Origin of the sequence: Citrobacter sp. C348 (assembly GCF_047467975.1) — a bacterium.
Taxonomy (GTDB): domain Bacteria; phylum Pseudomonadota; class Gammaproteobacteria; order Enterobacterales; family Enterobacteriaceae; genus Citrobacter; species Citrobacter gillenii.
Map to the genome: position 1 here is coordinate 81,525 of NZ_JASJUJ010000012.1, position 14,411 is coordinate 95,935.

Genomic DNA, 14,411 nt, shown 5'->3' on the forward strand with positions numbered 1-14,411 from the left:
TGAACCCATTCAAAGCTATGAACTACCACTCCATACGGAAACCCGCGTTAACCTGCCAGTTCATATCAATGTCACCTCCCGCCGATCTTTCCAGATCAACATACAACCGGGAGTTATTGTTCTGAGTGAGATGGATATTGGTACCTATACCATAGTTGATCCAGGAGTCACTTCCCCCTTCGCTCACTTTCAGTGCGGCATCTTTACCCCAAACGGTGACATCACGATCGCCAGCAAACTCATGCAGCAAATCCAGCTTCACGTAAATATCGCTATCCGGGCGCGATTCAAACCGATAACCTCCGCGCAATCCGACACGGCCAATAACGCTGTCTATATCGTTTTGACGGACTTTCAACCCACTACTGGTGGTGTAACTGGCCTCATCCAGATAGGTATACACGAGCTGACCTTGCGGTTCGATAAACGTAGAGTTTCCTAAGCTAAACTCGCGACCGTATTCTGCGCTGGCACTGATTGACCATGTGCTGCTATCTGCAAAGCCAGAGTTGCCGTATGTGTTCCTGTAATTGAAGTCACTTTCATGGCGGCTATATTTCAACACCAGATCCAGGTAATCTTGTTTCTCTGGGCGATTCCATGCAGCATAAAGTGAACCACCGTAGTTCTTGTTATCGCCAGTACCATAAGTGAAGTCGGCATTGCCTCTCATGTAATGCGCGGCAATCCCTCGCGTCCAGACAGACGATTCGCCTTCGTCTTTGTTGTCATAACCGAGTTGCCAGAAGCTATACAGGTTTTTAAAGTAGCTCCCAGTATCACTCTCTATTTCACCACCTTTATAGCGTATCCACAGACCATTTTGCTGCTGATCCTGGCGGAGTTCGCCTAAACGCTTATTCAGGCTGTCGATTTCAAGACGAGCGGTCGCCATTGCGTAGTTCAGCCCAGCATTGGCGATCACGGTGTTACTACCTGCGCTGGCTTTCGTCGAAACACCCGTGATATACCAGTTGGTACCGTACTGGCTTTGCGGATCGCCTTCACGGATATCAGAACGCAGCAGTGGTTTATAGTCATACACATACTCGTTCGTAATATCGACTTTATCGTACGCTTCGAATGTCACATTACTTGCCGCATCGGCAACCCAGATATCTTCCTTCAAATCAGTGAGCTTGTTGATATTCAACGCTTCAATCGCATGTGTACCGCCGGTACTACTTTTAACAACTTCAATGAAGTCGCTGCCGTTACGTCGCTGCTCATCCGTTTTATTGGTATTGACATCAATCAGGAAAATACCGTTGTTCCCTTTCAAATCATGAATTTTAACGGTTTCGTTGATACTCTGATTGGTGTGCAGGTTAAAACCATGCAGGTTTACCGTACCGCCGTCTTTCAGGGTGATGGCACTGATTTCCGCATCTTTACCATCGGGGATCCAGTGGGCGTTATTCGCCAGCGTAAGGTTGAGATCGCCGCTCCATTTCCCGGTTGTTGCGTCAAAGAAGTTTGCTTCATGCCCATGCCAGTATGAATCTGCCCCATTAAGCGTAATATTCATCTGGCTTGTATTAGAATAAAGCTTATCACCGAAGTCGAGGTTACCTAATAGATTAACCTTGTTGCCTCCAGCCTGATTAATATTAACGACACCACCGTCTTTAGCACTGACCGCATCACTTTTTGATGAGCCTTCCGGGTAACCGCTATTGTTCTCCAGGAGTTCTTTAAAGTTACTAGCATAGGTATTAATGTAAACATCGCCACCGTTTGCCGTAATGGTTGAACCCGCACCCCGCGCATAAATTCCGTTATTGGCCAGCGTTGCATCTTCGCCCTGTTTGGTGTGCTCAACTTCAGAACGAATGTACACATTGCCGTTCACAGACACATCCGCGCCACCGCCTACATATAACGCAGTATTGTTGTGTGTGTACTTATTGCCAATTAGGAAATTATTTTTAAGACTAAAATTGTCGACAGTCACTTTGGTGTCACTGCCTTCTGCAGACAACCCAAAGAAGGCTAACCCGGCACGATGCTCCTGCTCCGTGGTCCCGCTAATATTGACGTTGTAATTACCAATATGATACTCACCGCCCTGATCACTCGTGATGTTGCCAATCTTGACCTCAAGACCGTTACCTTCGCCTCGCACAGGATTATCAATTTTAACCGTAAAATCGTAGTTGTTGTCGCCGGCAATCGTATCTTTGATGCTGATACCAGGGAGCTCGGGGTCCTTACCGATATAGTTCAGTGTATAATCTTTAGCGAATGCTGCCCCAGAATATAGCGCATTACTAATGCTCACCGACAAGGCTAAAGGCAATATTACCTTAGCGTTATTCTTCCATTGATACATATATAGACTCCGAAGTACAAAAGAATATAGAAATATCAAGACGACTATCAAATCCTCATTAATAAAAAGAGATCGGAGAGCAGTACACTTGTATCAATGATGAATTGACAATCTCAGAGCATTATTTAATGCGGTACATCACGCTGTCAATATTTTTTGAATCATGAAACAAATAACTTCGCAATAGTTTATTTAAATTTGATTACTATCAATGTTATTAATTGCATATATTAAAATAGTAATTATAAACAATGATTATATTTCGTTTTTTCCTTGCAAAATATTCGAATATTATATGTGAGAAGATCGTCAAATACAAAAAAGCCCCATTTTAAATGGGGCTTTTCATTCATTACGGTAATAATCGTTAAATCACGATCAGAACGGAATGTCGTCGTCAAAGTCGATTGGCGGTTCGTTAGACGGCGCTGCCGGAGTGGACTGCTGCGGACGAGACTGTGCACCGCCGCTGAACTGGTTGCCACCCTGCGGCTGCTGAGGCTGACCCCAACCACCCTGTTGACCGCCACCTGCATTACCGCCCGCCGGTGCACCGCCGCCCTGACGACCACCCAGCATTTGCATGGTGCCGCCGACGTTCACAACAACTTCAGTCGTGTACTTCTCGACACCTGACTGATCGGTCCATTTGCGGGTACGCAGCTGACCTTCAATGTAGACCTGAGAACCTTTGCGCAGATATTCGCTGGCGACTTCCGCCAGTTTGCCAAACAGCACAACACGGTGCCATTCAGTCTGCTCTTTCATCTCGCCGGTCGCTTTATCACGCCAGGATTCGGAAGTAGCCAGCGTAATGTTGGCAACTGCACCACCATTCGGCATATAGCGTACTTCCGGGTCCTGGCCCAGATTACCGACGAGAATCACCTTGTTTACGCCTCTGCTGGCCATGATCGTGTCTCCTGAAAAACGTTTCTTAATAAGTGTAAGCGCGGGATTGTAGCATTTCCAATAGCGCTTTTACTACGTTGAGAGGTGGATTCCAGTAAACAACCTCAGCCAGACATTGTTACACAGACACCTGCGTTTTGCATTCCAATACTGTATATCCATTCAGGTCAGGTTGTGTCATAATTAACCGTTTGTGATCGCCGGTAGCACCATGCAGCCAGGCAAAAAAGCGTTTAATCCGGGAAAGATGAATGGATAAGATCGAAGTTCGGGGCGCCCGCACCCATAATCTCAAAAACATCAACCTCGTCATCCCGCGCGACAAGCTGATTGTCGTCACCGGGCTTTCGGGCTCAGGCAAATCCTCGCTGGCTTTCGACACCTTGTATGCCGAAGGGCAGCGTCGTTACGTTGAATCGCTTTCCGCGTATGCGCGTCAGTTCCTGTCGCTGATGGAAAAACCGGATGTCGACCACATTGAGGGGCTGTCGCCAGCCATCTCAATTGAACAAAAATCGACATCCCATAACCCGCGATCCACGGTAGGCACCATTACCGAAATTCACGACTACCTGCGCCTGCTGTTTGCCCGCGTCGGTGAGCCGCGCTGTCCGGATCACGACGTACCGCTGGCAGCGCAGACCGTTAGCCAGATGGTGGACAACGTGCTGTCACAACCGGAAGGCAAGCGCCTGATGCTGCTGGCACCGATCATCAAAGAGCGCAAAGGCGAACACACGAAAACGCTGGAGAATCTGGCAAGCCAGGGTTATATCCGCGCCCGTATTGACGGTGAAGTGTGTGACCTGTCCGATCCACCAAAGCTGGAACTGCAAAAGAAACATACCATTGAAGTGGTCATCGACCGCTTTAAAGTCCGTGACGACCTGTCACAGCGTCTGGCGGAGTCTTTTGAAACCGCGCTGGATCTCTCCGGTGGCACGGCGGTGGTTGCCGATATGGACAACCCGAAAGCGGAGGAGCTGCTCTTCTCCGCCAACTTTGCCTGCCCTATTTGCGGCTACAGCATGCGCGAGCTGGAACCCCGCTTGTTCTCGTTCAATAACCCGGCGGGCGCATGTCCTACCTGCGACGGTCTCGGCGTGCAGCAGTATTTCGACCCTGACCGCGTGATCCAAAACCCAGAGCTGTCGCTGGCTGGCGGCGCGATCCGTGGCTGGGATCGTCGTAACTTCTATTACTTCCAGATGCTTAAGTCACTGGCAGAGCATTATAAGTTCGACATAGAAGCCCCATGGGCCAGCCTGAACCCAACGGTTCACAAAGTGGTGCTGTACGGTTCCGGCAAAGAGAATATCGAATTCAAATATATGAACGACCGCGGTGATACTTCCGTACGTCGTCACCCGTTTGAAGGTGTGCTGCACAATATGGAGCGCCGTTATAAAGAGACGGAATCCAGCGCGGTACGCGAAGAATTATCTAAGTTCATCAGCAACCGACCGTGCGCCAGCTGTGAAGGCACGCGCCTGCGTCGTGAAGCGCGCCACGTGTTTGTTGAGAACACACCGCTGCCTACTATTTCTGACATGAGCATCGGTCATGCGATGGATTTCTTCAACAATCTCAAACTTGCCGGTCAACGGGCGAAGATTGCGGAGAAAATCCTTAAAGAGATTGGCGACCGCCTCAAGTTCCTGGTTAACGTCGGTCTGAACTACCTGACACTGTCGCGTTCGGCCGAAACGCTCTCCGGCGGCGAAGCCCAGCGTATCCGTCTGGCAAGCCAGATCGGTGCGGGCCTGGTCGGCGTAATGTACGTGCTGGATGAACCGTCCATCGGTCTGCACCAGCGCGATAACGAACGCCTGCTGGGTACGCTTATCCATCTGCGCAATCTGGGTAATACCGTGATTGTGGTTGAGCACGATGAAGATGCGATTCGCGCCGCTGACCATGTGATCGATATCGGTCCAGGCGCGGGCGTCCACGGTGGACAGGTAGTGGCGGAGGGTACACTCAATGACATTATGGCAGTGCCTGAGTCACTGACCGGCCAGTATATGAGCGGCAAGCGCAAGATTGAAGTGCCGAAACAACGCGTGCCCGCTAACCCGGAAAAAGTGCTGAAGCTCACCGGTGCGCGCGGCAACAACCTGAAAGATGTCACCCTGACGCTGCCGGTTGGCCTGTTTACCTGTATTACCGGCGTATCCGGTTCCGGTAAATCAACGCTGATAAACGACACGCTGTTCCCGATTGCTCAGACCCAGCTCAACGGCGCCACGCTGGCTGAACCTGCACCTTATCGCGACATTCAGGGGCTGGAGCATTTCGATAAAGTTATCGACATCGACCAGAGCCCCATTGGTCGTACGCCACGTTCCAACCCGGCAACCTATACCGGCGTATTTACACCCGTCCGCGAACTGTTTGCTGGCGTGCCGGAATCACGCGCGCGCGGCTACACGCCAGGGCGCTTCAGCTTTAACGTGCGCGGTGGACGTTGTGAAGCCTGTCAGGGCGACGGCGTAATCAAAGTTGAGATGCACTTCCTGCCGGATATCTACGTGCCGTGTGACCAGTGCAAAGGCAAGCGCTATAACCGTGAAACGTTGGAGATCAAGTACAAGGGCAAGACTATCCACGAAGTGCTGGATATGACCATTGAAGAGGCGCGTGAGTTCTTTGATGCCGTCCCGGCGCTGGCGCGTAAACTGCAAACGCTGATGGATGTTGGCTTGACTTATATTCGCCTTGGGCAGTCCGCAACAACCCTTTCTGGCGGCGAGGCCCAGCGCGTGAAGCTGGCGCGTGAGTTATCAAAACGCGGTACAGGACAAACGCTGTACATCCTCGATGAGCCGACTACCGGTCTGCACTTTGCGGATATTCAGCAGTTGCTGGACGTGCTGCACCAGCTCAGGGATCAGGGCAACACCATCGTGGTCATTGAGCATAATCTGGACGTGATTAAAACGGCCGACTGGATTGTCGATCTCGGTCCGGAAGGGGGTAGCGGCGGCGGAGAAATCCTGGTTGCCGGTACGCCGGAAACGGTTGCAGAGTGTGAAGCCTCACACACCGCCCGCTTCCTCAAACCACTGCTGTAGTTACTCATGCCCGATGGCGCAAGCTATCGGGCCTACAGGATAGACGTATTGGATTGTAGGCCAGATAAGGCGCTTACGCCGCATCCGGCAAAAAGGCTCAGAACTGCGCCAACATCCTGCGTTTATCTTCTGGCAGCGTCTTGATAGCCTGTTGATATGAGGCGTCCACCAAATAGTAAATTTGTGAATCTGGCAGCGAACCATCCAGGTACACCGTGCTCCAGTGCGCCTTATTAAGATGCCGGCTTGGCCGGACATCGCTATGCTGCTGGCGCAATAACTCGGCCAGTTCAGGGCTGGTTTTCAGCGACACAGCAGGGCGTTCTTCCACCTCTTTTACCATCGCAAAAAGCACATCTTCGACTTTAATTTGCGTGGCTTTCCAGTCGCTGTGCACGCTCTGTTCGGCACCTGTTTTCGCCATGCAGTATTGCAGCAACTCCGAGTTCGTCATCTTTATTCCCCTTACCAGCAGCTCGCCTAATGAGAACATCTTTTACTCAGTGTGCAGCAACTCTGCCAAAGGTAAAAGCCAGCAACGCAAATTTGTTTAAAAAACCACCAATAAAGAACCTGTACCCTCAGTATTCTGAGTTTACAATCACCTCTTCGCCATATGCCCCGGCCTGCGGCAGTGGTTTATAGGTGGAGTTGGAGGCGCGCAAAATGCGAATACCGCGAATACCTACGTCGCGCGCGGCGGTGATGTCATTGTCGGAATCGCCGTAGAACATGCGGATGTTTTTATCCTGTAACCACTGCGTTTTGGTGTTCTGCCCGGCTTTATCACCGGCAAAGATAACCGGGTTCATATTAGCGGATGGAATGTGGAAGTTATCGGACAGTGTCTTAGACACGGTCTCGGTTTTTGTCGGGCTACGTCCGGTGACAAAAAAGATGCTGTCGCCGCGACGAACATGCATATCAATTAACTGACGTGCGACTTCTTTTGGAATACTAAATTCATCCCAGCCATTGTTCATTTTTTCCCAGAACGCCGGATTCTTCAGGTAATCCTCACTCTCCGGGGACCAGGTTTTTTTGCCACGCCAGAAACCCGGGCTGGAAAAAAGAACGGTGTCATCAATATCGAATCCGACGGCCATTGGCGGGCGTCCGGTCAGGCTGTTTTCAATCTGAGCAACAGAGACCCAGTGAACCGGAGACTGCTCAGCGAGTTTTGCAACGTTAGTGCCTGGATTAAGCTGCGAGGGGGAAGAAACTAAAGCCTGGGCGGAATGGTTTAACGTGAACAATAAGCAAACGGCACTAAGTGCCAACGTAATCTTGCGCATATTTTTCCCTAAGTAGTCAGCTAGTTATCATTTTTTTATTAACAACTGGTCAAAAAACTATCTGACCTTACCCCCTGGGGAAGGTGAAAGGAAGGGTTTTCTCTCGTTTTGTTACAGAAAAAGAGGACGATCACACAGAAAAAGCGTGCCTGATGGCGCTATGCTCATCAGGCCCACAAACGGAAAATCCAATGCTTTGTAGGCCGGATAAGGCGTTTACGCCGCCATCCGGCACCCAATTACATTACTGCGGCAAATGCCTTCGCCACACGCTGGACGTTACCGTGATTCAACCCGGCGACGCACATGCGGCCGCTGGCGATCAGGTAAACCCCGAATTCATCACGCAGGCGATCGACCTGGGCGGCGCTCAACCCGGTATAGCTGAACATACCGCGCTGTTGCAGAAGGTAGTCAAAGTTACGGCCCGGTATCTCGGCATGGAGAACATTGACCAATTCCTGACGCATCGCCAGGATGCGGGTACGCATCGCTTCTACTTCCGCCAGCCAGTTGGCTTTAAGCGCATCATCGCCCAGCACGGCGGCAACTACCTGCGCACCAAAGTTAGGTGGGCTGGAGTAGTTACGACGCACCGTGGCTTTTAACTGCCCCAGCACGCGACCCGCAGTCTCAGCGTCTTCGCACACCACGGAAAGGCCGCCGACACGCTCACCGTATAAAGAGAAAATTTTAGAGAACGAGTTGCTGACCAGGGCAGGCAATCCAGCGCTGGCAATGGCGCGGATCGCATAGGCGTCGTCTTCCATTCCCGCGCCAAATCCCTGATAGGCAATATCAAGGAAAGGGATTAGATCGCGCGCTTGCAGAATCTCGATAACCGCATCCCACTGCGCGGGCGTCAAGTCCGCACCGGTCGGGTTATGGCAGCACGGATGCAACAGTACAATGCTGCGAGCCGGTAAGGTGTTCAAGGTTGCCAGCAGGTCGTTGACGCGCACGCCGTTAGTCGTGTTGTCATACCAGGGGTAAGTACTTACTTCGAATCCAGCCCCTTCAAAAATCGCGATGTGGTTTTCCCATGTCGGATCGCTGACCCAGACGCCAGAATCAGGGAAGTAACGCTTCAGAAAATCCGCACCTACTTTTAGCGCACCTGATCCTCCCAGCGTCTGAATCGTCGCCACGCGCTGCTGCTGAAGAACCGGGTGTTCTGCACCAAACAGTAGTGGCGCAATGGTGTGGCGATAGCTGTTCAGGCCTTCCATCGGTAAATACAGCGACGCACCCTGCGGCTGAGCATTGAGCCGGGCTTCCGCTTCGCTTACGGCGTTAAGCTGAGGGATTATCCCGTCTTCGTTGTAATACAGACCGATGCTGAGATTCACTTTGTCACGACGTGAATCTTCCTTGAAGCGCTCCATGAGCGATAAAATCGGGTCGCCGGCGTAGGCGTCAACTTTTTGAAACACGTGGTGGTTCTCCAGGTTTACAGGCAGGGGATAAGAACACAATAAACCGGAAGCGGGAGAAGATCGAGAGGATGTTGAGAGGATTATTGCCGGATGGCGGCAGAACCGCTTTATCCGGCAGACAGCCAGATTCAGTCCACGTACTTCATCGCTACCCTTGATGTCAGGCGCGTGATAAGTTCGTAAGCACTTACTTTCGTTATTTCAGCAATGCGTTCAACGGGCAGACCATCGCCCCACAGAATCACCGGATCGCCGGCTTTTTCCTGCGCTTCTGGTCCCAAATCAACGCAGATCATGTCCATTGCCACACGACCAACAATCGGCACTTCCCGACCATTGACCAGTACCGGCGTGCCGGACGGCGCTGCACGCGGATACCCGTCGCCATAACCCATCGCCACCACGCCCAGGCGCGTGTCACGCGCGCTTTCCCACGTTCCACCATAGCCAACAGGTTCGCCCGCTTTGTGCTCGCGCACGGCGATCAGGCTGGAGGTAAGCGACATCACCGGCTGGCAGCCAAAATCAGTCCCGGCAGAATGATTCTCCAGCGGCGATACGCCATACAGAATTAGCCCCGGACGCGCCCAGTCGAAATGGGACTGCGGCCACAGCAGGATACCGCCAGATGCGGCAATAGAACGCTGTCCCGGCTTGCCTTCACAAAAACGATTGAAGATATCGAGCTGCTTTTCCGTCGCGCCACATTCGGGTTCGTCTGCACGGGCAAAGTGGCTGACGATGTTGACCGGCTGACGCACGTTTTTACAGTGGGTCAAGCGTTGATAAAACGCCTCAGCCTGCTCCGGACGTACGCCCAGACGGTGCATCCCGGTGTCGAGCTTCATCCAGACGGTGACGGGTTCCGCCAGTTCAGCCGCTTCCAGCGCCGCAAGCTGCTCCTCATTGTGCACGGCAGTATGCAGCCGCTGTGCGGAGATGGTCGGCAGATCGGAGGCATCGAAAAAACCCTCCAATAGCAGGATGGGTTGCGTGATCCCACCCGCGCGCAGTCGCAGAGCTTCTTCAAGACGAGCGACACCAAAAGCGTCCGCATCAGGGAGCGTTCGCGCGGTCTCTAACAGACCATGGCCGTAAGCGTTCGCTTTCACCACCGCAACCAGTTTACTGGCAGGTGCCAGTTCGCGCAGACGTTGCAGGTTGTGTCGCAGAGCGCGGCGGTTAATGACAACAGTTGCCGCTTGCATTTGTGTTCCTTAATAAATGGACGACGGAGCGTTACTCATCGTCATACTGTGGTCCGGCATAATTATCGAAGCGTGACCACTGGCCGTTAAACGTCAGGCGCACCGTACCGATTGGGCCGTTACGTTGCTTACCAATAATAATTTCCGCGATGCCTTTTAAGTCGCTGTTTTCGTGATAAACCTCGTCACGATAAATAAACATGATTAAGTCGGCATCCTGCTCGATAGACCCCGATTCACGGAGATCCGAGTTGACCGGACGCTTGTCGGCGCGTTGTTCCAGAGAGCGGTTAAGCTGCGACAGCGCCACCACCGGCACATGCAGTTCTTTTGCTAATGATTTCAGCGAGCGCGAAATTTCAGCAATTTCCAGCGTACGGTTATCGGAGAGCGACGGCACCCGCATCAGCTGCAGGTAGTCGATCATAATCAGTCCGATACCGCCGTGTTCACGGGCGATTCGGCGTGCGCGCGAACGCACTTCCGTGGGCGTCAAACCGGAGGAGTCATCAATGTAGATGTTTCGTTTCTCCAGTAAGATCCCCATGGTGCCGGAAATTCGCGCCCAGTCTTCGTCATCCAACTGACCGGTACGGATTTTGGTCTGGTCTACGCGCGACAGAGATGCCAGACAACGCATCATGATCTGTTCGGAGGGCATTTCAAGACTGAAGATAAGTACCGGCTTATCCTGCAACATCGCCGCATTTTCGACGAGGTTCATTGCAAACGTCGTTTTACCCATCGACGGACGCGCGGCGACGATAATCAGGTCCGACGGCTGTAGACCGGCAGTCTTTTTGTTGAGGTCATCGTAGCCGGTATTCACCCCGGTGACGCCATCATGCGGCTGCTGGAAAAGCTGTTCGATGCGCGCGACGGTGGCGTCGAGCACCTCGGTAATATTTTTCGGGCCTTCGTCTTTATTGGCGCGGCTTTCGGCGATTTTAAAAACGCGGGATTCCGCGAGATCCAGCAAATCTTCACTGGAACGCCCTTGCGGGTCAAAACCGGCCTCCGCGATTTCATGGGCCACCGAAATCATGTCGCGCACGACGGCACGTTCGCGGACGATATCCGCATAAGCGCTTATGTTCGCTGCACTTGGCGTATTTTTAGATAACTCAGCCAGATAAGCAAAACCGCCGACGCTGTCGAGTTGCCCCTGCACTTCCAGCGACTCGGCCAGGGTTATCAGATCGATGGGTTTGCCCATCTCCTGCAAACGATGCATTTCGGTGAAGATATGCCGGTGCGGTCGGGTGTAAAAATCCTCCGCGACGACACGCTCGGCAACATCGTCCCAGCGTTCGTTATCCAGCATTAAACCGCCCAACACCGACTGTTCCGCTTCAATCGAGTGCGGCGGTACTTTCAGCCCGGCGACCTGCAGATCGCGGTCACGAGCATCAGTCTGTTGTTTGTTGAAGGGTTTATTTCCTGCCATAGTGAATGGAGTTACCGAGATAATGATTGGGTCGAAAGATTACCACATTTCTGGAGGAAGCATGGCAACACGTATTGAATTTCACAAGCACGGCGGCCCTGAGGTACTGAAGGCTGTGGACTTTACGCCCGTTGATCCGGCCGAGCATGAAATCCAGGTCGAAAACAAAGCGATTGGCATCAACTATATCGATACCTACATCCGCAGCGGACTGTATCCGCCCCCTTCTCTGCCCAGCGGACTCGGCACCGAAGCGGCTGGCGTGGTCAGCAAAGTCGGTAGCAAAGTAACCCACATCAGCGTTGGCGATCGCGTGGTCTACGCCCAGTCTATGCTTGGTGCCTACAGTTCGGTACATAATGTCCCTGCCGATAAAGCCGCTATTTTACCGGATGCCATCTCGTTTGAGCAGGCCGCCGCGTCCTACCTGAAAGGGTTAACCGTTTTCTATCTGTTGCGTAAAACCTATGAAATCCAGCCTGACGAGCCGTTTCTGTTCCATGCCGCCGCAGGCGGCGTTGGTCTGATTGCCTGCCAGTGGGCAAAAGCGTTGGGGGCGAAGCTGATTGGTACCGTCGGCAATGCGCAAAAGGCGCAAATTGCATTACAGGCTGGCGCATGGCAGGTGATTAACTATCGTGAAGAGAGCATTGTCGAACGGGTTAAAGAAATTACGGGCGGTAAAAAAGTCCGGGTTGTTTATGACTCGGTGGGTAAAGACACCTGGGAAGCCTCGCTGGACTGTCTGCAACGCCGGGGGCTGATGGTGAGTTTTGGTAATTCTTCCGGGCCGGTGACCGGCGTTAACTTAGGTATTCTGAACCAAAAAGGCTCGCTGTACGCCACCCGTCCTTCTCTGCAGGGTTACATCACCAACCGCCATGAATTAACCGAAGCCAGTAATGAGCTATTTTCACTGATTGCCAGCGGCGTGATTAAAGTCGATATCGCGCAAGGTCAGACATTTGCGTTAAAAGATGCCCAGCGGGCGCATGAAGTGCTGGAAAGTCGGGCCACGCAAGGGTCGAGTTTGCTGATCCCGTGAGACTTCCCTCTTAAATAATTCAAGCAGCCAACACACCTGCGGTTTGAATTATGACGGGGAGGCAAAGAATTAGGGCTTCCCGCAGGAAGCCCTTTCTTTTTTTAGTTCGGCTGTATGTAGGGTACAGCTCGATGAATTCGTTAACTGCGCAATAGTGACAGATTTAATAATCAATTCCTATTTGGTTCTAAAGGCAATGTTGCAGGTTGTGACGTACCGCTCAATACCTTAGTAGAACCGACGGTTATTGCGCTGATAGTGCGGGACTTTTGGCGCTTTTATGGCCTTGATAACCCACACCACGGCGACAGCCAGTAGCAGCCACGGCAGCAGTTTAATCATCAGCGCAAACATCCCACCGAGGAACATCACGGCAGTCGCCACCATCAGCGCGGCCAGAATCCCCAGCAGCGATACGCCGGTGACCATCAGCATGACAAAAAAGCCAATCACAAAAAGTAGTTCCAGCATGATGCTCTCCCATAATGAATTTCTGCTCAAAGCATTACAAGAATCATGCCAAAATTAATTGATTGATTTATAAAGAAAACGCCCCGCGACAGGGCGCAGGGCGTGGTGAAATTGACTAACTTTTGGTGAACAATTAACGTTTGTCTGCTACCAGCTTCAACGCATGTTCCAGCACGTTGATATCCGCACCGGCTTTGTGCGCATTTTCGCTCAGGTAACGACGCCACTGACGCGCGCCCGGAATGCCCTGGAACAGCCCCAGCATATGGCGGGTAATATGTCCCAGATACGTTCCCTGGCTCAGTTCCCGTTCAATATACGGGTACATGGCGCGCACCACGGCAACAGGGTCCACGTCAGCACCCGTTGAACCGAAAATTTCGCGATCCACGGATGCCAGAATACCGGGGTTTTGATAGGCTTCACGTCCCACCATCACACCGTCCATATGTTCAAGGTGCGCTTTCGCTTCTTCCAGCGACTTAATGCCGCCGTTGATCGACATGGTCAGCTGCGGGAAATCACGCTTCAGCTGGTACACGCGGGCGTAATCCAGCGGTGGGATTTCTCGGTTTTCTTTCGGGCTCAGCCCGGACAACCAGGCCTTGCGCGCATGAATGATAAACATCTCACATTCTCCTTTGCCGGAGACCGTGTTGATGAAATCACACAGAAATTCGTAGCTGTCCTGGTCATCAATGCCAATACGGGTTTTGACCGTGACCGGAATCGACACCACATCACGCATCGCCTTGATGCAGTCGGCAACCAGCTGCGCATTGCCCATCAGGCAGGCGCCAAACATCCCGTTTTGTACGCGATCAGAGGGACAGCCCACGTTGAGGTTTATCTCGTCATAGCCCCGTGCTTCCGCCAGCTTCGCACACTGTGCCAACGCGGCCGGGTCGCTACCGCCAAGCTGTAAGGCTATTGGATGCTCTTCGTCGCTATACGCCAGATAGTCGCCTTTACCATGAATGATTGCCCCAGTGGTCACCATCTCCGTATAGAGCAGCGTCTGGCTGGACAGTAAGCGCAAAAAGTAGCGGCAGTGTCTGTCCGTCCAGTCGAGCATCGGCGCGATAGAAAAACGATGTGCAGGAAAAGCGGTGGACTGAGATTCAGGCAGCATGGCGAATAATTAAGCATCCGGTTAAAAATGGGGCGCCACTATAGCATAGACCGCGACGA

At 52.3% G+C, this 14,411-nt stretch carries 11 protein-coding genes; 2 read left to right on the forward strand and 9 right to left on the reverse strand.

Annotation, left to right across the window (positions count from 1 at the left end; genetic code table 11):
- Nucleotides 1-22: 22 nt before the first annotated feature.
- Nucleotides 23-2,332 (reverse strand): autotransporter outer membrane beta-barrel domain-containing protein, encoded by a 2,310-nt coding sequence (locus tag QNN86_RS20120; protein WP_174361436.1) that lies wholly within the window; start codon nucleotides 2,330-2,332, stop codon nucleotides 23-25.
- Nucleotides 2,333-2,710: 378 nt separating this feature from the next.
- Nucleotides 2,711-3,244 (reverse strand): single-stranded DNA-binding protein SSB1, encoded by a 534-nt coding sequence (ssb1, locus tag QNN86_RS20125; RefSeq protein WP_181517652.1) that lies wholly within the window; start codon nucleotides 3,242-3,244, stop codon nucleotides 2,711-2,713.
- Between the two features lie 251 nt (nucleotides 3,245-3,495).
- Between ssb1 and uvrA the strand changes: the two genes are divergently transcribed.
- Nucleotides 3,496-6,318 carry an excinuclease ABC subunit UvrA gene (gene uvrA / locus QNN86_RS20130; protein ID WP_096758707.1) on the forward strand — a complete coding sequence of 941 codons (2,823 nt, stop codon included), beginning with the start codon at nucleotides 3,496-3,498 and terminating at the stop codon, nucleotides 6,316-6,318.
- Nucleotides 6,319-6,415: 97 nt separating this feature from the next.
- Here the strand turns inward: uvrA and QNN86_RS20135 are convergent, their stop codons facing one another.
- The 5 genes from QNN86_RS20135 to dnaB all read right to left on the reverse strand — a co-directional run bounded on the left by QNN86_RS20135 (nucleotide 6,416) and on the right by dnaB (nucleotide 11,704).
- Nucleotides 6,416-6,772, reverse strand: a complete 357-nt coding sequence (locus QNN86_RS20135) for an MmcQ/YjbR family DNA-binding protein (RefSeq protein WP_096758708.1) — start codon at nucleotides 6,770-6,772, stop codon at nucleotides 6,416-6,418.
- Between the two features lie 127 nt (nucleotides 6,773-6,899).
- The gene (aphA, locus tag QNN86_RS20140; RefSeq protein ID WP_117343604.1) at nucleotides 6,900-7,613 is read right to left on the reverse strand and encodes an acid phosphatase AphA; all 714 of its coding nucleotides are present in this window, start codon (nucleotides 7,611-7,613) and stop codon (nucleotides 6,900-6,902) included.
- A gap of 239 nt (nucleotides 7,614-7,852) precedes the next feature.
- A complete protein-coding gene (gene tyrB, locus QNN86_RS20145; RefSeq protein ID WP_117343605.1) occupies nucleotides 7,853-9,046 on the reverse strand; it encodes an aromatic amino acid transaminase in 1,194 nt (397 codons plus the stop codon).
- Nucleotides 9,047-9,177: 131 nt separating this feature from the next.
- Entirely contained in the window at nucleotides 9,178-10,257 is a 1,080-nt protein-coding gene (alr, locus tag QNN86_RS20150) for an alanine racemase (protein ID WP_115259702.1), read from the reverse strand.
- Nucleotides 10,258-10,288: 31 nt separating this feature from the next.
- Nucleotides 10,289-11,704: a replicative DNA helicase gene (gene dnaB / locus QNN86_RS20155; RefSeq protein WP_096758712.1), complete on the reverse strand. Its 1,416-nt coding sequence runs from the start codon at nucleotides 11,702-11,704 to the stop codon at nucleotides 10,289-10,291.
- Between the two features lie 61 nt (nucleotides 11,705-11,765).
- Between dnaB and QNN86_RS20160 the strand changes: the two genes are divergently transcribed.
- The gene (locus QNN86_RS20160; RefSeq protein ID WP_181618066.1) at nucleotides 11,766-12,749 is read left to right on the forward strand and encodes a quinone oxidoreductase; all 984 of its coding nucleotides are present in this window, start codon (nucleotides 11,766-11,768) and stop codon (nucleotides 12,747-12,749) included.
- Between the two features lie 228 nt (nucleotides 12,750-12,977).
- Here the strand turns inward: QNN86_RS20160 and pspG are convergent, their stop codons facing one another.
- Nucleotides 12,978-13,220 carry an envelope stress response protein PspG gene (gene pspG, locus QNN86_RS20165; RefSeq protein ID WP_096758714.1) on the reverse strand — a complete coding sequence of 81 codons (243 nt, stop codon included), beginning with the start codon at nucleotides 13,218-13,220 and terminating at the stop codon, nucleotides 12,978-12,980.
- A 133-nt stretch (nucleotides 13,221-13,353) separates the two neighbouring features.
- The gene (gene dusA, locus QNN86_RS20170; protein WP_096758715.1) at nucleotides 13,354-14,352 is read right to left on the reverse strand and encodes a tRNA dihydrouridine(20/20a) synthase DusA; all 999 of its coding nucleotides are present in this window, start codon (nucleotides 14,350-14,352) and stop codon (nucleotides 13,354-13,356) included.
- Nucleotides 14,353-14,411: the final 59 nt, after the last annotated feature.

Bases quoted from the DNA above. Each gene is read 5' to 3' on its own strand.
- aphA (WP_117343604.1), bottom strand. From the start codon at position 7,613: ATGCGCAAGATTACGTTGGCACTTAGTGCCGTTTGCTTATTGTTCACG.
- QNN86_RS20135 (WP_096758708.1), bottom strand. From the start codon at position 6,772: ATGACGAACTCGGAGTTGCTGCAATACTGCATGGCGAAAACAGGTGCC.
- dusA (WP_096758715.1), bottom strand. From the start codon at position 14,352: ATGCTGCCTGAATCTCAGTCCACCGCTTTTCCTGCACATCGTTTTTCT.
- alr (WP_115259702.1), bottom strand. From the start codon at position 10,257: ATGCAAGCGGCAACTGTTGTCATTAACCGCCGCGCTCTGCGACACAAC.
- dnaB (WP_096758712.1), bottom strand. From the start codon at position 11,704: ATGGCAGGAAATAAACCCTTCAACAAACAACAGACTGATGCTCGTGAC.
- QNN86_RS20160 (WP_181618066.1), top strand. From the start codon at position 11,766: ATGGCAACACGTATTGAATTTCACAAGCACGGCGGCCCTGAGGTACTG.
- pspG (WP_096758714.1), bottom strand. From the start codon at position 13,220: ATGCTGGAACTACTTTTTGTGATTGGCTTTTTTGTCATGCTGATGGTC.
- ssb1 (WP_181517652.1), bottom strand. From the start codon at position 3,244: ATGGCCAGCAGAGGCGTAAACAAGGTGATTCTCGTCGGTAATCTGGGC.
- QNN86_RS20120 (WP_174361436.1), bottom strand. From the start codon at position 2,332: ATGTATCAATGGAAGAATAACGCTAAGGTAATATTGCCTTTAGCCTTG.
- uvrA (WP_096758707.1), top strand. From the start codon at position 3,496: ATGGATAAGATCGAAGTTCGGGGCGCCCGCACCCATAATCTCAAAAAC.